Here is a 20,068-nt window from a genome sequence, read left to right as displayed (position 1 = left end):
GTTCGACATTGCCCACCGGGTCGTACTGGTAGTGCAGGTCTTGCAGCAGATGCCCGGCCAGAGTGCTGGCCTTGAGGCTCAGTAACCGGCCATTTGCCGCTGAGTAGCTGGCGATGGTCAGCACATTGTTGCCAGCGTGCTCTGTCTCCACTTGATCGAAGGCGTTGTATTCGCAGCTTTTGAGCAGGGCAACACCGTTCAACTGCGAGGTGCGAGGGTGGCCGGTAATATCGACGTTAAACGACCGTACGTGGCCTGCTGCATCGGTTTGCGCCATCACCGCGCCCAATGCGTCGTATTGCCAGCGGGTGCTGTAGCTGTCGCTCTGGAGTGGGGCATTCGGCCAGTGGGGGGCGGTCAGCGAGACGCAAAAGCGCCGGGTCTCAATTAGTGGCTGGCCGGTTACGGTGAATGCTTCATGCCACAAACTGCCTGCGGGATCGTCGTGACGCAGCATGCGGCCACACCGGTTGCGCTGAGCATCTTCAGTATTATTTGCGGCATAGATAAAGCGTTCGACGCACTGCTCTACGTTTTCGTCAGCCCCTTTTTCAAACAGTGCAACAGGGCGCTGTTGCTCATCGTAGTCCAGGCGCATAAAGCTTTCACGCCCGTCCCAACTGTGCACGGCCTGTGCGGCCGCGTTGTAGAAACTGACGCGCCAACCTTCATCCACCGAATCAGTGCGCAACTCCCGCCCCGACAGGCTGAAGCGGGTTTGTTGGTTGGCTTTCACGCGGGTATCGGTGGTGGCCAGGGCCTGCAGTCGCGGGTCCCATTGCTCGGTCAGATTCCCGAGCGCGTCATACCGTTGTCGGGTCACCCGGGTCGATGGCGCCTCGCTTGCATCCGTACGGTGGTAGGCCACTGTGCGCAGCAGAGCTGCGCGCCCATCGACCGAGGCCAGTACGGGTGTTTGATGTTGCATTAGGCGGCTCATCTTTTATCACTTCTCTTTAGCTGTTCGCGTGATGGGCTCTCATCTTTAGCCTGGGGGGTTGGCACTGTTCAATATTTGCAGGGTTTTCAAGGGGTACGCCAGCGCCTGCGCTTCATCGCTACCGGAGAAGGCCACCTTGAACGTGACGGTTAACATACAGCCGTCAACCAGTTGCGACAGGTAGGTGGCTGGGGCGACTTTGAGCAAATAACCCTGAGTTACTTCATAGATATTCACGGTTGCCGCTGCCCAGATCGTGAGCGTGTGTGGTGAGCCATCAGCCTTCTGGCCTTCCAGGCGCAGCCAGACCTTTTGCCCGACCGCCACAAAAGGCCAGGTGCGGATATCAAGATTCACGCCATTGGGCGCGCGGGTTACATCCAGTGTGCCGTTGCTCTCCTTTTCAACCGCGATCTTGTCGGCGATCTGCGAGTCGGGGAGGGTGGCGATGTTCAGGTTCAGGACCTCTGACTGCAGAATCTCGATTGTGCGTGTCACCGTATAGGTCACCACGACTGTTCTGCCGAGGTTGGCCCCCACTGCTGTCGCTGGAATATTAAACAGCACCCGCCCGCCCGGATCGCCTTGTTTCGATGTCAGCGCAGGAGAACCGGCACCGGCTACACCGCTCCAACTCACAGTGATGCTGTCGGTGGCCAGCATGCCCGGGTATTCAACCCGCACCGTTGCTCCCCCAAGGGCTTGCATCGGATCAAGCCGGTTGCCGTGGGCTTGCAATACAGTGGCGGCTTTCGGGTGTTCCAGTGCCTCCTGATACAGATCGTTCTCATCCTCGGCGATGGTGTACCAGTTCATATACGTCTGGCGGCGCCAATAGCCACTGGCGGTGATGGTTTTGGTGGGGCGCCCCAGCGGGTCATAAAACTGCTGATCGCTGTAGCCGAACTGGCGGAATGACTCATCGTTGATGTAACGGTGTTTGTTCGCGAAGTAAGGCCGGTAGACACGTACCGCCAACCCTTTGTTGTTGTATTCCACGCGCTCACTGACGCGCCAGCGCTCGGTGGCCTGCACCTGTTCCGGCTCCCCGCCGGTGGTGATCAGGTTGCCATTGTCGTCGACGGCGTAGGCCAGGCCCGGTTCAACTTTTTGTTTGCTCTGCAAGGCACGGCCAAAGCCATCCGAGGCGCTGACCTGTATCCGCACTTGCCGTTGAGGGTCGTTCGGGTAGCGGTCAGCCTGCAATATTGCCGAATAAACCGGCTCCCGGGGCAGGGCCAGCAAGGCTGAACAGGTTTGGGCGGGGATCTGACTTACCGGGTAGTCACCCTTGGCCAGGCGTTTGCGCGCACTGGCGCGCAGATACCCGCCGGGTATCAGCACGCCCAGTTCCACGCCATTGGGTAGCAGGCCCGAGGGCGCTTGCCCCATCCAGCTAGTGCTGTCGTAGAAGAGGGCGGATGCAAGGTTGCCCATGACCGAGCTGTCGGCAATGGCTTGCGCGGCGCTCACGGGCAACCAGGTATGACTGGCCATGTCGTCAAAACCGACATCGATAACGTTCTGGGTGGCTTCGTCCCATTCGGTGCCCCAGAAAGTGGTCAGCGCCACTCGGCCCATCGCGTCGTATCGGGCTTCACTGACATTTTGATTGGGGTCGCGAATCCATTTGACCTGCAGCGACTTGTAGTCGTAGACCGCTTCGGTGACCCCTTCGTCAGGTGCGGTGAATGTTTCAGGCAGTAGCCAAAAGCTATCGTAGGTGAGCTTCGAAGGCTTGACCCAGATAACCGGCTTTTGCTCGAGCACTTTGTTGAAATGCTCGATAGCGGCGAAGGTTGTGTACCCCGTGCGTGCTGCCCACAGGCTGGTGGAGGTGTCGACGGTATTGCTCACCGGCCGCCACAGCCCGACATCTATATAGCCGGCCGATTCGAGCCGGTTTTTAACCTCGCCAGGGGTGTTGCCCAGCAGGTTTTGCTCTGTGCCCTGATCATCTGTCACCACGTAGGCTTGCAGGGCGGTGCCATCCAGCTCGGCCTGTTCGACATACTCAGGCAGTGCATCGAAATTCACCGTGCCGTCCAGGCATCCCTGGTATTGCACGCGGGCCTGGCCCGCCAGCATGCGCTGACCATTGAGTGGGTCTTTGCCCAGTGGCGACTGCGCGCCGATAAAGGCTTCGTAACTGATGACGCTGATCGATGGATCGTCGGCTGTTATCACGTAGGCGATCTGTTGACTGCGGTAAGGCAGGCCCAATCGCAGGTAATCGATCTGGTTGATATGCAAGACCCGGTCGCGCATTTCGCTCAGGTAGAAGCACTGCTGGGCATCATCCCTGGCGTCCTGCCACCAGCGCCGCAAGTGGGCATGCTCTTCATCGTCGGGGTAGGGCGGTTGTGCATCGGCACGGCGAGCACAGGCAACGGAGGCTGTATGGGTGACGCTGGCGTAGTCATCGGTGGCCAGATTGAGTTGGTGCTGGCAAAGCGGGTCATCGACCTGGCGCCCGTATTGCAGGCTGCGTTGCTCGAAGACAAGCGGCAGCATGACCGAGTATTGGTCATTCTCGGAGCGCGCTTGTAGCAGGCGAACGCCATATCGGCTTTGCGTGATGCTGTAAGGCACGGTATTGCCATCGACACCCAGAATTTCGGAGCGCAACACCGAGCCGCTCAAGGTGCGGGCCGCGTCGCGCAGTGTCGGGGCATCCCAGTCGGTGCGTATGTGCTCGGTGCCATCAATGCGCTGGGTACACAGCGTGCTGCCCAGCGGGGCAAGCAGCGCATCACCGTCCCAGGCATCGGGCACGGGCATGTGCAGGGTCTTGCCGGTGTGGAACCAGGTCTTGCTTAGTACGGGCGCACTGAACCCGTCGGCATCGGGTATGTCGGCCGTTGAGGCAGATTCAGTGTCGGTTTGCAGTAGCAGCCCAAACCCGCGGAACTCCCGGTCAACGCCATCGTAATAGCCATGGCGATAGCTAAAGAATTGGGACAAGTGATTGCCGGTGATCTGATCGAACTGGCGCTGCTCGCTGACCAGATGCATCGGGAACGGCATTTCAGAAACGGCCCGGGACGGATCTGACAACAGGTTTTTCTCGTCCAGCCATTCCTGCGCCGATGAGCGATATACCACCTCGCCTGCAGCGCCCATGTTGTTGTCCGTGGCGCACAGCAGATACGGTTTGTTGTCGGCCACAAAGTCGCAGCGCCAATGCTCGGGTACAAGTGCGGGGGCGTGGGTGTGGCTGGTCATCACCATGCTGGAACAGCCCAGCCCTTGCAGGTCGGCCACGCTGACACGGCTCAGCGAGTCGTACCTGAGCCCTTCAGGCAAGGGGATCGTGACGGGGGCGGCGAAGCCGTGACCGCTGAGGTTCATAAAAACCTGCACCGAATCACTCTGCCAGTACAGGATATCGGCCGCGCCGGAACCATCCAGGTCGGCGAGCCGGACATGGGCGGGGTTGAACTCGCCAGCAAAGTCCAGCCTGCCAAAGTTCACCGGCTCGCCAAATCGTCCACGCCCCAGGTTTGGGAAGCAGCGCACGGCCTGCCCGGTAATATGGATCAAATGCTGTTGCCCCGATCCCAGCAGGTCACTGAACGCCACCAGTTCGCTGCGTTCGTCGTTGACCACTGGCAAGGCCGTTTCAGTGCTCAGGCGGTTGACCTCGACGGGGTTGTCGAAACCCTTGTCGGTCAAATTGATATACAGGCGCACGCTGCGCGTCCCGATCATCGCCAGGTCAGACAGGCCGTTGCCCATCAGGCTGGCCAACTGTGCCTGGGGGTGAAAAAACTCGCTGGGGAAGGCCGCGTAGGGCGTGAAGTGGCTCCATTGCTGGTTGGTATCGAGGGTGAAAAAGCCCGAAATGGAGGGCTGGGCCACCAGCCAGTCGAGCTTGCCGTCGCCATTGATGTCTGTGAGCACCTGCAGCGTTGGTGAGTTGTTGTTGGCGACAGGAATCTGTTTGAGCAACTCCTGCGCCGCATAACCCACCGCGTTTTTATTCAGGCCAGGCATCGGGTGACGAATGGGCCGCCGGTAGTACCAGGCGTTTTGCAGGCGATAGAGGATCCCGGCCAAGCCATCGCCGAACAGGTCCACCAATTGGTAATTATCGGCATCGATGCCCGGGCTCTGCCTGAGGGTTTGCTCTGTAAAAAACGGTGAGAACCGCGCGGATTCAGGGGTGAGAGTGAATGCGCTGTAGTCGAACTCTTGCGGCGGATTGAATTGCGCGGCTTGCCCGTCATAGCCGATTACGTGAGCGGCGGTCAGCATGGACGCTGCCGGTTGCTGGCTGTATTCCAGTTGCAGACGCTGTACCAGCGTCGGTTCCCCCTGGATCAGTACGGGGCCGCTATTGTCCGGGCCATCGGCGCACCAGTGAAACATCAGCACCTGGTGACACAGGCGCAGCGTGCGTTCCTCGAACCCGTAACGGTAACTGCTGACCGGGTCGGCCCGCAGCGGCCACTGGGTGCCCGGGGCTTGGGGGTACAGGGGCTTGACCGTCAGCCGGGGGTCACATTCGCCATAGTCGAAGACCAGATCAAACAGCCAGACGGGCACCATCGCCTGTTGCAGCAAAAAGGGCGCCCGGTCGCCGGTCAGGTTGCCGTAACGAACCCGTTGCAGATAACGATGGGTGCTGCTGTCGCGGCTTCGCCAGGCATCTGCTGCAGGACCTGTCAGCGTGCTAAGCGATACATCGTTCTCGGATACATATTCGTACAACACATGCTCGCCATTGGCGGCGACCGACTCCTCAAGGTGCCATTCGGCCACCCAGGTCGAAGTGCCATGCTCGTGTTGCAGGCGGGCGTTTTCGCTGTGGCCGTACACATGGGCGCTGCCGTCCGCGAGCTGGATCAGCCAGAACGAACCGTTTGTGCCGACATAATGCTCGATGGTGCTAAAGCCGCCTTCGACCCGTGGGCGGTAGGCGGTCACTCGATAGTTATCAGCCAGCCCCCGGCCGCGAAACGCGGAGGTGTCACGGCTGATGATCTGGCCACTGGCATCCCGTTGCGCCAGTAACACATCGCCACTGGGGGAGAGGTAAACCGGCTCGACCATTTTGCCATTGGCGTCGGCCTCGAACTGAGGTGTACCCAGGCTGGTTTGCCGGCTGATCGAGGAGCGGTTGATTGACCAGCCCTGACCGAACTCTGTGCGGCCGCCGGCGCTGCTGTAGCTCAGGCCCAGTGCGGGGGCGAAGCCGCGGCCGGGGGTGATGGGCAGGGGGATTTGCAGTGATGCCGCACCGGTCAGACCGACGGCTCCCCAGCCTTTGCCAATACTTTGAATGGCGCCGCCGCCTTTTGGCAGGGAAGGAGGGCTAACGCTGAGTTCTTCCTGGGCCATGATCATGAGCTCCTGCGCAGAAGAGGCAGTGCCGAAGGCCTGGCCAGCCGGCCTGCACGGGGTGTCTGTGTGGCCAGTTCGGGATCAGGGGCAATAAATTGCACGAGTAAGTTGCACGCTTTCATCACGCTTGACCCCGTTTTAATAAAGCCCCGAAGTCTTCACGTTATGACTGTTTCCTGCATCTGTAACCTGTCATATCTGACAGTGGAAAGACGCAGGTATTACGCGTTTTCAGAGGGGGCGACAGGGCTTTCGCCCCTGTAAAGCAGGCGTGTGCGCGGTGAAGCGAAAGAGAGGGGCGGCAAGCCCTGACTCAGCCGTTTGTCGGGCGGAGCGACGAATACGCCTGGAGGGTAAAGCAGGAAGGCACGGCGCTTGTCCGTGCCTGCGGATCAGTTGAACTCGTCGCCTACCGGGTAACGGCTGGCATTGAGGCTTTCCTTGATTTTGCGCAGGTGCGGCTGGAAGTCCACACCCCGGCGCAAGGTCATGCCGGTGGCCAGCACGTCGAGCACCGTGAGCTGAATGATGCGCGAGGTCATCGGCATATAGATGTCGGTGTCTTCGGGCAGCGGGATATTCAGGCTCAACGTACTGGCCTTGGCCAGCGGTGAATTTTCGGCGGTCAGGCCCAGCACCGAGGCGCCGTTGGCCCGCGCAATACGTGCGACCTCAACCAGCTCTCGGGTGCGCCCGGTGTAGGAAATAATCACGAACAGTTCGCCGGTGTGTGCCACGGAGGCGATCATGCGCTGCATCAGGACGTCGGCGTGGGCCGTGACGGCGAGGTTGAAGCGGAAGAACTTGTGTTGCGCATCCAGCGCCACCGGTGCCGAAGCACCCAGGCCGAAAAAGTGGATTTGCCGAGCCTGGATCAGCAAGTCGACGGCGCGGCTGATAAGGTTCGGGTCCAATGCCTGGCAGGCGCTGTCCAGTGAGGCAATGGCGCTGCCGAAAATCTTTTGGGTGTAGGCTTCGGGATTGTCGTCGGCCTCAACGGCCCGGCTGACATAAGCTGCGCCACTGGCCAGGCTTTGTGCCAGTTGCAGCTTTAGCTCGGGGTAGCCGCTGACGCCGAATGACCGGCAAAAGCGGTTGACCGTGGGTTCGCTGACAGACGCGGCCTGAGCGAGCGCAGCAATGCTGAACCGGGTCGCTTGCTGCGGGTTTTGCAGGATGACTTCTGCCACTTTGCGCTCGGCCTTGTTCAGGTCTTCGAGGCGGCTTTTGATCTGTTCGAGTAAATTTCGCACGCGGTCCATTTATGATCCTTGGGTCAGCGATGCAAGAACCGGACTAAAGCGGTTCTGGAAGGTGGCCTATCCTACTGGTGGCCTGTGATGACCACTAGCAGGAATCTGAATTTTGAGAAAATGTTGTGTTTATTACTACATTTTTCCTTGAGTGATGCCTTGAAAAAAGGTATTTGTAGCTTAACTTGATAAAAGAACAAACATCATGCCTTCGATTACGGTTGAACCGTGCACCTTTGCCTTGTTCGGCGCCCTTGGCGATTTGGCCCTGCGCAAGCTGTTTCCTGCTTTATACCAACTGGACCGCGCCGGTCTGCTCCATGCTGACACGCGCATTCTCGCCCTGGCTCGCGAGCCGGGCGACGCTCTCTCGCATCTGGCGCATATCGACAGCCAGTTGCGCCAGTATGTCGGCGACAAGGAAATCGAAGATGAAGCGGTGACCCGCTTCCTGGCTCGTCTGAGCTATCTGCATGTGGATTTTTTCAAGACTGACGATTATCTGCCCCTGGCACAACTTGCCGGAACAGAGCAGCGCCTGATCGCCTACTTCGCCACGCCTGCGGCAGTTTACGGTGCGATTTGCGAGAACTTGTCCAAAGTCGGCCTGACTGAAAACACCCGTGTAGTGCTGGAAAAACCCATCGGTTCGGACCTCGAGTCTTCGCGCAAGGTCAACGACGCCGTGGCGCAGTTCTTCCCCGAGAACCGCATCTACCGCATCGACCACTACCTGGGCAAAGAAACCGTACAAAACCTGATCGCGCTGCGCTTTGCCAACAGCCTGTTCGAAACCCAGTGGAACCAGCGCTATATCTCCCACGTTGAAATCACCGTGGCCGAGAAAGTGGGCATCGAAGGTCGCTGGGGTTATTTCGACAAGGCCGGCCAGCTGCGCGACATGATTCAGAACCACTTGTTGCAGCTGTTGTGCCTGATCGCAATGGATCCGCCTGCGGACCTGTCGGCCGACAGCATTCGCGACGAGAAGGTAAAAGTGCTCAAGGCACTGGCCCCGATCAGCGCCGAAGGCCTGACCACCCAAGTGGTGCGCGGCCAGTACATCGCCGGTTACAGCGAAGGCCAGTCGGTGCCGGGTTATCTGGAGGAGGAAAACTCCAACACCCAGAGCGACACCGAAACCTTTGTGGCCCTGCGCGCTGATATTCGCAACTGGCGTTGGGCGGGTGTGCCGTTTTACTTGCGCACCGGTAAACGCATGCCACAAAAGCTGTCGCAGATCGTGATCCACTTCAAGGAACCGTCGCACTACATCTTCGCCCCGGAGCAGCGTCTGCAAATCGGCAACAAGCTGATTATTCGCCTGCAGCCGGACGAAGGCATTTCCTTGCGTGTGATGACCAAAGAGCAGGGCCTGGACAAGGGCATGCAACTGCGCAGCGGTCCGTTGCAACTGAATTTTTCCGACACTTATCGCAGTGAGCGGATCCCGGATGCCTACGAGCGTCTGTTACTCGAAGTGATGCGCGGCAACCAGAACCTGTTTGTGCGCAAAGACGAAATTGAAGCGGCATGGAAATGGTGCGACCAGTTGATCGCCGGCTGGAAAAAGTCCGGTGATGCGCCCAAGCCTTACGCGGCGGGCTCCTGGGGACCGATGAGTTCCATTGCATTGATTACGCGGGACGGGAGGTCTTGGTATGGCGATATCTGATGTGAAACTGCCTGAAGGGGTCAACGCGCACACCTTCAAAAACCCGGCGTCATTGGCCGAGGGGCTGGCAGCAAGTGTTGCCGGGCAATTGAATCAAGCCATTGCCCGGCAGGGTGTTGCGACCCTGGTGGTGTCTGGCGGCCGTAGCCCGGTGGCTTTTTTCGAGAGCCTGATCAAGCAGCCTGTCGACTGGTCGAAAGTGGTCGTCAGCCTGGCTGACGAACGCTGGGTGCCGGTGGAGCACCCCGACAGCAATGCTGGCCTGCTCAAGAAGCATCTGCTCAAAGGCCCGGCAGCCAAGGCCCGTTTCGTCGGGTTGTACAACGCAGCGACCACGGTTGAAAAAGCTGCATTGGAGGCCGACCAGGGCCTGGCCGAGTTGCCTCCGATTGACGTGCTGATCCTGGGCATGGGCGATGACGGGCATACCGCGTCGCTGTTCCCCAACAGCCCGAACCTGACCGAAGCGTTGCAACTGGATAACCCGCGCCGTTGCTGGGCAATGCTGGCGCCAACCGTGCCGCATCAACGCCTGAGCATGAGCCGCAGCCTGCTGGCGAGCGCAAGACACAAGGTGCTGTCGATCCAGGGGCAGACCAAATTGAATACCCTCAACGAAGCGCTGGGGGGCACTGATGTTGCCGCCTTGCCGGTTCGTGCCTTTCTGCAACCTACGTTAGAGATTTACTGGTGCCCATGAGCCAAGGATCAGCTGCCATGACAACAACAATTGCGAACGTATCGATGGCGGATAAAGTCGCCCTGATCGACAGCCTCTGTGCCCGTGCCCGGATTCTGCCGGTGATTACCATCGCTCGCGAACAAGACATTCTGCCGCTGGCCGATGCGCTGGCGGCCGGTGGTCTGACGGCCCTGGAAGTGACCCTGCGTTCGGCGTTCGGCCTCAAGGCGATCCGTATCTTGCGCGATCAACGCCCTGAGCTGGTGACCGGCGCAGGCACTGTGCTGGATCGGCATATGCTGGCAGCGGCAGAAGAGGCGGGTTCGCAATTTATCGTGACGCCGGGCATTACCCGTGACTTGTTGCAGGCCAGTGTTGCCAGCGATATCCCGCTGCTGCCGGGTATCAGCAATGCATCCGGGATCATGGAAGGCTACGGGTTGGGCTACCGTCGCTTCAAACTGTTCCCGGCTGAAGTCAGTGGCGGTGTGGCCGCGATCAAGGCATTGGGCGGCCCGTTTGGCGAAGTGAAATTCTGCCCGACAGGCGGTGTCAGCCCGGCGAACATTCGCAGCTACATGGCGTTGAAAAACGTGATGTGTGTGGGCGGTAGCTGGATGCTGGACAGCGAGTGGATCAAGAACGGCGACTGGGCACGAATCCAGGAATGCACCGCCGAGGCACTTGCGCTGCTGGATTGAAGTTTTAGCTCCGGATTTGTTGTGTGTTCTACGGTTTTTGGTGCGCTTGGTCGGCGCACCTTTTTTTTGCCTGCGTATTTGTGTAACTGCTGCTGCGCCACAGATAGTTCAGTCGTGGGAGCGAGCCTGCTTGCGAAGAGCATTCGCGAGCAGGCTCGCTCCCATGGGGTGACAGAGTATTTACCGGGTTATGCGTTAGCCTGTGACAGCTCGCGCAACGCCCTGACCAACTGATTGATGTGATCCAGCGTCGTCGTAAAACCCACGGTAATCCGGATGCAACTGCCGCACGCCGAGCCATTGCGGGCGACGGTAAACAGGTTGTAGTCCTTGAGCAGACGGTCAACCATCGGCTGCTGATCCTGCAGACGGGTAAAACGCAGCGACGTAATCGCGCAACGCAGCCGCGGATCATCCTCAATCAACACTTCAATGCCCGGCATTTTGCGCGCCTCACTGACCCACAGATCGCGCAGGTAGTTCAGCCGTGCCCCCTTGGCCCCGGTGCCACCCATCTCCTCATGCTCCTGCAACACTTTGGGCAGGGTCAGCCACGCCGGGATGTTGACCGTGCCATAGGGCGAGCGGTTGCGGATGTCCGGCTCCGGGTAATGCCGGTCGCCCATGTCGGGGTCTATATCCGCCAGGCGTTGCGGGTCGATATACATAAAGCCCAGGGTCAACGGTGCACCGATCCACTTGTGCAGGTTGTAACCGGCAAAGGCAACGCCCAGCGCCTGCAGGTCGAACTCGATCTGGCCCAGCGCGTGGGCACCGTCAAGGATTACATCGACTCCGTGCTCCTTGGCCGCCGCGACGATTTCCTGCACGGGCATCACCAGCCCGGTGCGGTGGGTCACGTGGGTGAGGGCCATGAGTTTGATGCGCGGGTGGCGCTCAAAGGCTTCGCGATAGCTGGCCACCAGGCTTTCATGGGTGGCGGGGTGCTTGTGGGATATTTCTATAAGCTCCAGCCCGCGCTGCCGGGCGACCCAGCGCATCGCATATTCGACACTGTGGTATTCCAGGTCGCAGATCAGCAATTGATCGCCGGGCTGCAGGCCGTTGTAGTTGCGAATCAACGATTGCAGGGCATCTGACGCGCGAGCCGTCAGTGCGACGCCTGCCGGGTCCAGGCCTAGCTGGTCAGCCAGATGGTCGCGCAGTTTGCTGCTCTGGGCCTGATCGAAATGCTGGCGCACAGGCAGCGAGTTGTTGCGGTTAATAAAGTCGATATTGCGCTGGTAGTCCTGCGCTACGCCGCGAGTCATGCGCCCGAAATAGCCGTTTTCCAGATTGATCGGGCCGGGTGCTACGTCGTAGCGCTCGGCAATGGCGTGCCAGAAGTTTTCGTCGCGGGCGTTATCTTCAATCCTTGGCATGGGGCAACTCTGTCAGTGGCGGGGTTTGGGCTTTGAGTGTTTGGCGCGCAACGGGTCGAGCAGGTCCGACAGGCCGTTGTGATCGATCTCTTGCATCAGGGCCAGCAACCCGCCCAGTTCGCCGTGGGGGAAGCCTTCGCGGGCAAACCAGTTCAGGTACTGGCCAGGCAGGTCAGCGATGATTCGGCCTTTGTATTTGCCGAAGGGCATTTCGCGTGTCACCAGCAGTTCGAGCTTTTCGGGGTTCATGCAGCGGCCTTCAGTGCGTGGAGCCATGGGATGAAAAATACAGGCAATTTGCATGAAGGCCAATTGACAGATCATGCAAATAAACCGGATACAGATAACGTGTGTTTATTTAACTTATTGATTTATAAGGATTATTTTTTTATTAAAAAGCTGGCACGGGGACTGCAATCTCTATTGCACGATCCTCAACCTTGTAAGGAATTGAACAATGACTGACCTTAATAAAGAAGCCATTAGCGTCCTGAACGATTTGATCGAAACCAGCAAAGATGGCCAGGAAGGATTCAAGACCTGTGCCGAAGATATTAAACACCCGGAACTCAAAGCGCTGTTTGCCAAGCGCTCTGCCGAATGCGCAGCCGCAGCGGCCGAATTACAGGCCCAGGTACGTGCCTTGGGCGGCGACCCTGAGACCAGCACCAGCGTGGCCGGTGACCTGCACCGCCGTTGGGTGGACGTCAAATCCGTGTTTACCGGCAAAGGTGAAGAAGCGGTGCTCAACGAAGCCGAGCGCGGCGAAGACCATGCGCTGAAGGCTTACAAAGAAGCGCTGGAGAAAATCAGCAAGCACAACCTGGTGGGTATTCGTGATCTGGTAGAGCGCCAGCTGCATGGCGTGCAACGCAATCACGATCAGGTCAAAGCCCTGCGCAACGAAGCTCGCGCTCGCGCCTAGTGCTCCAGCCTGAATAAAAAAAACGCCGGTAAGCCGGCGTTTTTTAATGGGCGGGCATTAACCGATGCTGATTGCCGGCAGTACCGGCAGGGTCACGGTTTGTTGCTTGCGCGGTGCAATGATTTCGGCTTCGCCATCGACGACGATTTCATCGTGCTGGTTGAAAACGCGGGTCGCGATACGCACGCGGAACTTTGGCATCTTTTCCAGGATTTCCAGACGCACGGTGAGGGTGTCGCCGATTTTTACCGGCTTCTGAAAGCTCATTTGCTGGCCGACATAAATAGTGCCCGGCCCAGGCAGCTCGCAGGCGACGGCGGCGCTGATCAATGCGCCACTGAACATGCCGTGGGCAATGCGCTCTTTGAACATGGTTCCGGCGGCGAACACAGGATCGAGGTGCACCGGGTTGTGGTCGCCGGACATGGCCGCAAAAAGTTGAATGTCGCGCTCTCCGACGGTCTTGCTGTAGCTGGCAGTCTGGCCGACTTCGAGGGCTTCGTACGGGGTGTTGGTAACCTGAGTCATCTAGCGCATGTCCTGTGACGAGTGTTTGGTTTTAAGGCTTTGATTTTAAAAGATTTTAAATTATTGCAAGGTGAGTGCGGTGCTGGATCATTCACTGTGCAGCGGGCGAGTGCGGCTCAACGCTTGATTGAGCCACTCAATCACGTCTGCCATCACTTCGTCGCGATTGGTTTCGTTAAAGAGTTCGTGCCGCGCTTGCGGGTACAGATTGAGCTGCAACTGACGATTGCCGGCCTTTCGCAAAGCCGTGGCCAGATCAGTGAGACGCTTGCCTTCACTCACCGGATCACATTCGCCGCCCATTATCAGTAACGGCAGGCCCGGATCGATTTGAGCCAGATTGGACGCTTTGCTGATTTGCTGCAACCCGCCGAGCAGGTCGATCCATAGCTGATTGGTGCAACGAAAGCCGCACAGGGGGTCGCTGGCGTAGGCATCGACCTGGGCCGGATCGCGACTGAGCCAGTCATACCGCGTGCGATTGGGTTTGAAAGCTTTATTGAACGAGCCGAAAGACAGCCATTCGATCAGCGCACTACGTCCTTTGGGCCCCTGACGCAAACGCTCGAAACGGGCGATCAGGCTGGCGGCGCGATACAGCGCCACCGGCTGGAAATTCGAAGCACTGAGTATCGCGCCTTGCAGGCTGGCACTGTGATGCATCAAGTAGGCCTGGGCGATGTAACTGCCCATGCTGTGGCCGAGCAGAAAAACCGGCACTCCCGGATGGGTCTGGTTGATATGCCGGCTAAGGCTGGCCACATCACTGACCACTGCACACCAGCCATCGTTATCGGCAAAGTAGCCCGGGGTTCCGCGCTCGGCCGTTTTGCCGTGGCCACGCTGGTCGTGAGCATACAGCCCATACCCGGCATCACACAGCACTTTGCCCAGGCGGGCATAACGACCACTGTGTTCGGCCATGCCATGAGCCAGTAAAACAATGGCCTTGGGCGTGCCTGCCGGCAGCCACTGGTTAACGAAAAGACCGCTGCGGTCATTCGCTTCCAGCCAAAAAGTCGCAGGGGACATGGCAGTTCCTTTATTTGTTGTCGTAGCAGTGTATAGCGCATTTGCGCAGTGGCCACTCAGCAGGCGTGGTCGCAGCAATAAGATTCAAGATGTAAATGGCGAAGATCGCCGTATTTGCCTACAACTTGATAACTGTTAACGTCCGCAGGTTCCGCTTTTCACTGAGTGAAAGACGCGGCCAGACACGCTCAGGTACGAGGATAAAAACAATGCAACCTGATTTCTGGAATGATAAACGCCCGGCCGGTGTGCCGCTGGACATCGACATGACGACTTTCAAGTCGGTCGTTGATGTGTTTGAACGTTCCTGCAAAAAGTTCGCAGATCGCCCGGCTTTCAGCAATTTGGGGGTGACCATCACCTATGCCGAGCTGGAGCGCTACAGCGCCGCTTTTGCCGGTTATCTGCAGGAGCACACCGATCTCAAGCCCGGCGACCGCATCGCCGTGCAAATGCCCAACACCCTGCAGTACCCGATTGCCGTATTCGGCGCCATGCGTGCGGGGCTGGTGGTGGTCAACACCAACCCGCTCTACACCTCGCGCGAGATGCTCCACCAGTTCAAGAGCGCGGGCATTCGCGCGCTGGTGTACCTGAACATGTTCGGCAAGCGCGTGCAGGAAGTGCTCAAAGACACCGAAATCGACTACCTGATCGAAGCCAGAATGGGCGACATGATGCCGGCCGCCAAAGGCTGGATCACCAATCTGGTGGTCGACAAGGTCAAAAAGCTGGTGCCGGCCTATCAGTTGCCCCAGGCGATTTCCTTCAAAAGCGTTTTGCGCCGGGGCGCGGGGCAAGTTATCCGACCGCTGACGGTATCCCTGGATGACACTGCGGTTCTGCAATACACCGGCGGCACTACCGGCCTGCCCAAAGGCGCGATGCTGACCCATGGCAACCTGATCGCCAACATGCAGCAGGTTCGCGCTTGCCTGTCCCAGCATGGGGCTGATGGCCAGCCCATCCTCAAGGACGGTCGCGAGATCATGATCGGGCCTTTGCCGCTGTACCATATCTATGCATTCACCGCCAATTGCATGGGCATGATGGTTACCGGCAACCACAACGTCCTGATCACCAACCCGCGTGACATCAAAGGCTTCATCAAGGAACTCAAGAACTGGAAATTCACCGCGTTCCTGGGGCTCAACACCTTGTTTGTGGCACTGATGGACCACCCTGACTTCAAGACCCTGGATTTCTCCGGGCTTAAAGTCACCAATTCGGGCGGCACGGCGCTGGTCAAGGCCACGGCCGAGCGCTGGGAAAAAATCACGGGGTGCCGCATTGTCGAAGGTTACGGCCTGACGGAAACCTCGCCGGTGGCCAGTGCCAACCCCTGTGGTTCTCTGGCAAGGCTGGGGACGGTGGGCATGCCGGTCCCGGGCACGGCCATGAAAGTGATCAGCGACGAGGGTGTAGACCTGGGGCTGGGCGAACGGGGCGAGCTCTGTGTCAAAGGCCCGCAAGTGATGAAAGGCTACTGGCAAAACCCCGAAGCCACCGCAGAAGTACTGGACGCCGAAGGGTGGTTCAAGACCGGTGATGTCGCGGTAATAGACCCTGACGGCTTTGTCCGCATCGTCGACCGCAAGAAAGACCTGATTATCGTCTCGGGTTTCAACGTGTACCCCAACGAAATCGAAGACATCGTCATGGCGCACCCCAAAGTGGCGAACTGTGCGGTGATTGGCGTTCCCGACGAACGTACGGGGGAGGCGGTCAAACTGTTTGTAGTGCCCCGTGCGGGTGGAGTGACCGTTGAGGAGCTCAAAGCCTACTGCAAAGACAATTTCACCGGTTACAAGGTGCCCAAGCAGATAGTGCTGCGCGAGTCTTTGCCCATGACGCCGGTGGGCAAAATCCTGCGGCGCGAGTTACGTGATATCGCCTGATTCGTTCAACCTGGCGACAGACGCCCGCTAGCCTCAAGGCAGCGGGCGTTTTTTTGGGCCGCAAAATAGTGAAGATGCCTCGGCTGATGCGCTGTAAGGCTCGACATAGAGCGTTTTTGTTACAAATAGAGTCTTTGTACTAATGATGACTTTGGATTGTCCTACAGTCAGGTTTGTGACTCTAAAGCCCTTTTTTGGCTCTAGGCGCCCTTTGGCAAAGCTGCTACTCTCGGCGCGCTTTGTGACTTCCAGGCAAGTAAAAGCCAGAACTGTCCATTATAAAAATCAAACAAATAATAACCGCAGCCAATGCGGTGAAGAATTCGCAACGCTTAGGAGTGGGCTTCCATGATTGAAGGCTTTTGGAAGGACAAGTACCCAACAGGGATTGCTGCTGAAATCAACCCGGATGAATACCCAAACATTCAGACGGTACTGCGGGAATCTTGCCAGCGTTTCGCCGATAAACCGGCGTTCAGTAACCTCGGCAAAACCATCACCTACGGCGAGCTCTACGAGCAGTCGGGTGCTTTTGCTGCCTGGTTACAGCAGCACACAGACTTGCAACCCGGCGACCGCATTGCCGTGCAGTTGCCCAACTTGCTGCAATACCCGATCGCTGTGTTCGGAGCCATCCGCGCCGGCTTGATCGTGGTTAATACCAACCCGCTGTACACCGCACGGGAAATGGAGCATCAGTTCAAGGACTCCGGCGCCAGGGCGCTGGTCTGTCTGGCGAACATGGCGCATCTGGCCGAGAAGGTCGTGCCGCAGACCTCGGTCAAGTATGTGATCGTCACCGAAGTGGCCGACATGCTGTCGCCCTTCAAGCGTGTGCTGATCAACAGCGTCATCAAGTATGTGAAGAAAATGGTTCCGGCCTATCACTTGCCCCAGGCCATCAAGTTCAACGAAGTGCTGCGCAAAGGGCAGGGCCAGCCGGTCAAGGAAGCCAGCCCGGTCAGCAGTGATGTTGCCGTGCTGCAATACACCGGCGGTACCACGGGCGTGGCCAAGGGCGCGATGCTGAGCCACCGCAACCTGATTGCCAACATGTTGCAGTGCAAGGCGCTGATGGGTTCCAACCTCAATGAAGGTTGTGAAATCCTGATCACACCATTGCCGCTGTACCACATCTACGCGTTCACCTTTCACTGCATGGCGATGATGTTGCTCGGCAACCATAACGTGCTGATCAGCAACCCGCGTGATTTGCCGGCGATGGTTAAAGAGCTGTCCAGGTGGAAGTTCACCGGTTTTGTCGGCCTCAACACCCTGTTTGTGGCGCTGTGCAATAACGAAGCGTTCCGCAAACTGGATTTCTCGGCCCTCAAGGTAACGTTGTCGGGCGGCATGGCGTTGCAACTGTCAGTGGCCGAACGCTGGAAAACCGTGACCGGTTGCCCGATCTGTGAAGGCTACGGCATGACCGAAACCAGTCCTGTGGCCTCGGTAAACCCTATCCAGAACATCCAGGTGGGCACGATCGGCATCCCGATGCCTTCGACTCTGTGCAAAGTGATCAACGATGCGGGTGAGGAGCTGCCTCTGGGTGAGGTGGGCGAGTTGTGCATCAAGGGGCCGCAGGTCATGAAAGGCTACTGGGAGCGTCCTGACGCGACCGCCGAAATCATGGACAGCGACGGCTGGTTGAAGTCCGGTGATATCGCGATCATTCAGCCTGATGGCTATATGCGCATCGTCGATCGCAAAAAAGACATGATCCTGGTCTCGGGCTTCAATGTTTACCCTAACGAGCTGGAAGATGTCATGGCCTCGTTGCCGGGCGTCTCGCAGTCAGCGGCCATTGGTATTCCTGATGAAAAAACCGGCGAGCTGATCAAGGTGTTTATCGTGGTCAAGCCGGGCATGACGCTGACCAAGGATCAGGTGATGGCCCATATGCGCGCCAACCTGACAGCCTACAAGGCACCGAAATTCGTCGAGTTCCGCGACAGCTTGCCGACTACCAACGTGGGCAAAATCCTGCGTCGTGAGTTGCGAGACGAAGAGCTGAAGAAGCTGGGTCTTAAAAAGTAACAGGCCCGTATACGACAAAGCCCCGCATTGCGGGGCTTTGTCGTTTTGGGGGCTACAGTACGAACTGTGCGAAATTGACGCCTGTGCCTGTCGGACGTACATCCTGCAGGAACGAGTCTTTGTCTGCACTCAGCTCAAGGCTCATGGTCGGCGTACGTTTGTGGGTCGCACGAACTACCATGCCTTCGCGTTTTTCACGCAGGAATGCGGTCGTTACCTTCAAGTGCAGCAACTCGTCGGTGCCTGGAGTGTGCAGCAACAGGTGGACCCATTCGTATTGGCCGACGGCCAGGCGGGCCAACGGGATATCGAACCACCAGATGTTCTTGTTGGTGTTCAGCGCGGCGAAATGGCAGTTGTTGACGCCGAGCACTGCGCCGCCGAGTTCCTGGTTTCTGCGGGCGATGGCCAGCTTTTTATCGAGTTTCATAACCTTCCTACAATTGCGGATCTTCAGCGTCATAGCCTGAGTACGTCGCGCATTCTCGGGGGTTAGGGGGCAAACATAAAGCCTAACCTGCACGGAACGACGAAATGATGGGCAGAAAATAAATGAAACTCGATGTGAGGCACGCGGGTCAACTGTGGGGTAGCCTTTGAGAGGTCAGGCACTTGAGTGTTTTCAAAGTCGCCAATTGGACTACTTTTAGGTACAACCCTTCGCTTGGAGGCGTGTTGAACTCAATAACTACGCGGCGAAAGGAGACGCTATGTTTTTTCCAGGCTTGAACGGCCTGCCCCTGGGCAAAGTATTGATCCGCACGGTCAAGGAATTTATCGACGATGAAATGTCGACCTACGCCTCGGCGCTGGCCTATCAAATGTTGTTTTCGCTGTTCCCCTTCATTCTGTTCCTGATCGCGCTGATAGGCTTTTTGCATCTGCCCGACTTCTTTTCCTGGCTGCGCCTGCAGTCCGAACTGGTGCTGCCACCCCAAGCGCTGGAGCAGGTCAACCCGGTGATTGATCAGTTGCAGCAGTCCAAGGGCGGATTGCTGTCGGTGGGTATCGTGATTGCGCTGTGGACGGCTTCGGCGGGTGTACGCCTGATGATGAGTGCGATGAATGCCGCGTATGACGTGGTTGAAGGGCGGCCCATCTGGAAGCGCTTTCCGCTGTCGATTTTTTACACCATCGGTATTGCCGGCATGCTTCTGGTTGCCGCTGCGCTGATGGTGCTCGGGCCGCAGGTGATGAGCTGGCTGGCGGGGCAGGTGGGGCTTGAAGATTTTGTGGTCACGCTGTGGACCATCCTGCGCTGGCCGGTGGTTATTTTGCTGATGATGATCGCCGTGGCCGTGATGTATTACGTGATGCCCGACGTAGAACAGAAATTCCGCTTCATTACGCCGGGCTCGGTGCTGGCGGTGGTGGTGTGGATTGTGGCGTCATTGGGTTTTGCTTTTTATGTAAAAACCTTCGCGGACTATAACGCCATGTATGGCAGTATCGGCGCGATTATCGTGCTGTTGCTGTACTTCTACATTTCGTCCGCAGTGCTGCTGCTGGGGGCGGAAATGAATGCCGTGATCGAGCATCTGTCGGCCGAAGGCAAGAATCCGGGTGAGAAAACCTTCAATGAATCTGAAGATCCTGATCCAAAGCAGCATCTCTCCGGCCTGGGCCGTGATCACTCCCTTAAACCCACTTCTGATGAATACTGACC

Annotated in this window: 14 protein-coding genes and 1 pseudogene; 7 read left to right on the top strand and 8 right to left on the bottom strand. The window is 58.1% G+C overall.

Annotated elements, in window-relative coordinates; all coding sequences use genetic code 11:
• The 3 genes and pseudogenes from ACZRMS_RS15785 to ACZRMS_RS15775 form a co-directional block, all read right to left on the bottom strand.
• A pseudogene (locus ACZRMS_RS15785) lies at positions 1–928 on the bottom strand (RHS repeat-associated core domain-containing protein); the annotation flags it as partial.
• Between the two features lie 57 nt (positions 929–985).
• Positions 986–6,289, bottom strand: coding sequence for a SpvB/TcaC N-terminal domain-containing protein (locus ACZRMS_RS15780; RefSeq protein WP_463995990.1), 5,304 nt, complete (start codon positions 6,287–6,289; stop codon positions 986–988).
• Positions 6,290–6,678: 389 nt separating this feature from the next.
• Positions 6,679–7,539, bottom strand: a complete 861-nt coding sequence (locus tag ACZRMS_RS15775; RefSeq protein ID WP_193790182.1) for a MurR/RpiR family transcriptional regulator — start codon at positions 7,537–7,539, stop codon at positions 6,679–6,681.
• Positions 7,540–7,744: 205 nt separating this feature from the next.
• Between ACZRMS_RS15775 and zwf the strand changes: the two genes are divergently transcribed.
• Genes zwf through ACZRMS_RS15760 form a run of 3 tightly spaced genes read left to right on the top strand, consistent with a single transcriptional unit; the run spans position 7,745 to position 10,597 of the window.
• Positions 7,745–9,214, top strand: a complete 1,470-nt coding sequence (gene zwf / locus ACZRMS_RS15770) for a glucose-6-phosphate dehydrogenase (RefSeq protein WP_463995989.1) — start codon at positions 7,745–7,747, stop codon at positions 9,212–9,214.
• Entirely contained in the window at positions 9,201–9,914 is a 714-nt protein-coding gene (gene pgl, locus ACZRMS_RS15765; RefSeq protein ID WP_463995988.1) for a 6-phosphogluconolactonase, read from the top strand. The genes zwf and pgl overlap by 14 nt, the downstream gene beginning before the upstream one ends.
• 17 nt (positions 9,915–9,931) lie before the next feature.
• A complete protein-coding gene (locus tag ACZRMS_RS15760) occupies positions 9,932–10,597 on the top strand; it encodes a bifunctional 4-hydroxy-2-oxoglutarate aldolase/2-dehydro-3-deoxy-phosphogluconate aldolase (RefSeq protein ID WP_463995987.1) in 666 nt (221 codons plus the stop codon).
• Between the two features lie 188 nt (positions 10,598–10,785).
• On the opposite strand, the gene ACZRMS_RS15755 is transcribed toward ACZRMS_RS15760, so the two are convergent.
• Positions 10,786–11,979 carry an aminotransferase class V-fold PLP-dependent enzyme gene (locus ACZRMS_RS15755; protein ID WP_463995986.1) on the bottom strand — a complete coding sequence of 398 codons (1,194 nt, stop codon included), beginning with the start codon at positions 11,977–11,979 and terminating at the stop codon, positions 10,786–10,788.
• Positions 11,980–11,991: 12 nt separating this feature from the next.
• On the bottom strand, positions 11,992–12,228 hold the full coding sequence (locus tag ACZRMS_RS15750; RefSeq protein WP_016782086.1) for a DUF3820 family protein: 237 nt from the start codon (positions 12,226–12,228) through the stop codon (positions 11,992–11,994).
• Between the two features lie 208 nt (positions 12,229–12,436).
• Between ACZRMS_RS15750 and ACZRMS_RS15745 the strand changes: the two genes are divergently transcribed.
• The gene (locus ACZRMS_RS15745; protein WP_048359813.1) at positions 12,437–12,904 is read left to right on the top strand and encodes a PA2169 family four-helix-bundle protein; all 468 of its coding nucleotides are present in this window, start codon (positions 12,437–12,439) and stop codon (positions 12,902–12,904) included.
• 57 nt (positions 12,905–12,961) lie between these two features.
• On the opposite strand, the gene ACZRMS_RS15740 is transcribed toward ACZRMS_RS15745, so the two are convergent.
• Both ACZRMS_RS15740 and ACZRMS_RS15735 read right to left on the bottom strand, forming a co-directional pair.
• Positions 12,962–13,432 (bottom strand): MaoC family dehydratase, encoded by a 471-nt coding sequence (locus tag ACZRMS_RS15740; protein ID WP_048359812.1) that lies wholly within the window; start codon positions 13,430–13,432, stop codon positions 12,962–12,964.
• A gap of 87 nt (positions 13,433–13,519) precedes the next feature.
• Positions 13,520–14,464, bottom strand: a complete 945-nt coding sequence (locus ACZRMS_RS15735) for an alpha/beta hydrolase (RefSeq protein WP_463995985.1) — start codon at positions 14,462–14,464, stop codon at positions 13,520–13,522.
• Between the two features lie 209 nt (positions 14,465–14,673).
• Between ACZRMS_RS15735 and fadD2 the strand changes: the two genes are divergently transcribed.
• Both fadD2 and fadD1 read left to right on the top strand, forming a co-directional pair.
• Positions 14,674–16,362 (top strand): long-chain-fatty-acid--CoA ligase FadD2, encoded by a 1,689-nt coding sequence (gene fadD2, locus ACZRMS_RS15730; protein WP_463995984.1) that lies wholly within the window; start codon positions 14,674–14,676, stop codon positions 16,360–16,362.
• 348 nt (positions 16,363–16,710) lie between these two features.
• On the top strand, positions 16,711–18,402 hold the full coding sequence (gene fadD1 / locus ACZRMS_RS15725) for a long-chain-fatty-acid--CoA ligase FadD1 (protein ID WP_463995983.1): 1,692 nt from the start codon (positions 16,711–16,713) through the stop codon (positions 18,400–18,402).
• Between the two features lie 52 nt (positions 18,403–18,454).
• Here the strand turns inward: fadD1 and ACZRMS_RS15720 are convergent, their stop codons facing one another.
• Positions 18,455–18,832 (bottom strand): hypothetical protein, encoded by a 378-nt coding sequence (locus ACZRMS_RS15720; RefSeq protein WP_463995982.1) that lies wholly within the window; start codon positions 18,830–18,832, stop codon positions 18,455–18,457.
• A 280-nt stretch (positions 18,833–19,112) separates the two neighbouring features.
• Between ACZRMS_RS15720 and ACZRMS_RS15715 the strand changes: the two genes are divergently transcribed.
• On the top strand, positions 19,113–20,066 hold the full coding sequence (locus tag ACZRMS_RS15715) for a YihY/virulence factor BrkB family protein (RefSeq protein ID WP_463995981.1): 954 nt from the start codon (positions 19,113–19,115) through the stop codon (positions 20,064–20,066).
• The last annotated feature ends 2 nt before the right edge of the window (positions 20,067–20,068 follow it).

It is taken from the genome of Pseudomonas sp. B424 (genome assembly GCF_055408345.1).
Note: the sequence above shows the minus strand (reverse complement) of the source record. Positions and strands in the feature narration are given on the sequence as shown.

What these genes read in the sequence shown, in the direction of transcription:
- ACZRMS_RS15780 (WP_463995990.1), bottom strand. Translation starts at nt 6,289, where the DNA reads ATGATCATGGCCCAGGAAGAACTCAGCGTTAGCCCTCCTTCCCTGCCA.
- zwf (WP_463995989.1), top strand. Translation starts at nt 7,745, where the DNA reads ATGCCTTCGATTACGGTTGAACCGTGCACCTTTGCCTTGTTCGGCGCC.
- pgl (WP_463995988.1), top strand. Translation starts at nt 9,201, where the DNA reads ATGGCGATATCTGATGTGAAACTGCCTGAAGGGGTCAACGCGCACACC.
- ACZRMS_RS15760 (WP_463995987.1), top strand. Translation starts at nt 9,932, where the DNA reads ATGACAACAACAATTGCGAACGTATCGATGGCGGATAAAGTCGCCCTG.
- ACZRMS_RS15755 (WP_463995986.1), bottom strand. Translation starts at nt 11,979, where the DNA reads ATGCCAAGGATTGAAGATAACGCCCGCGACGAAAACTTCTGGCACGCC.
- ACZRMS_RS15750 (WP_016782086.1), bottom strand. Translation starts at nt 12,228, where the DNA reads ATGAACCCCGAAAAGCTCGAACTGCTGGTGACACGCGAAATGCCCTTC.
- ACZRMS_RS15745 (WP_048359813.1), top strand. Translation starts at nt 12,437, where the DNA reads ATGACTGACCTTAATAAAGAAGCCATTAGCGTCCTGAACGATTTGATC.
- ACZRMS_RS15740 (WP_048359812.1), bottom strand. Translation starts at nt 13,432, where the DNA reads ATGACTCAGGTTACCAACACCCCGTACGAAGCCCTCGAAGTCGGCCAG.
- ACZRMS_RS15735 (WP_463995985.1), bottom strand. Translation starts at nt 14,464, where the DNA reads ATGTCCCCTGCGACTTTTTGGCTGGAAGCGAATGACCGCAGCGGTCTT.
- fadD2 (WP_463995984.1), top strand. Translation starts at nt 14,674, where the DNA reads ATGCAACCTGATTTCTGGAATGATAAACGCCCGGCCGGTGTGCCGCTG.
- fadD1 (WP_463995983.1), top strand. Translation starts at nt 16,711, where the DNA reads ATGATTGAAGGCTTTTGGAAGGACAAGTACCCAACAGGGATTGCTGCT.
- ACZRMS_RS15720 (WP_463995982.1), bottom strand. Translation starts at nt 18,832, where the DNA reads ATGAAACTCGATAAAAAGCTGGCCATCGCCCGCAGAAACCAGGAACTC.
- ACZRMS_RS15715 (WP_463995981.1), top strand. Translation starts at nt 19,113, where the DNA reads ATGTTTTTTCCAGGCTTGAACGGCCTGCCCCTGGGCAAAGTATTGATC.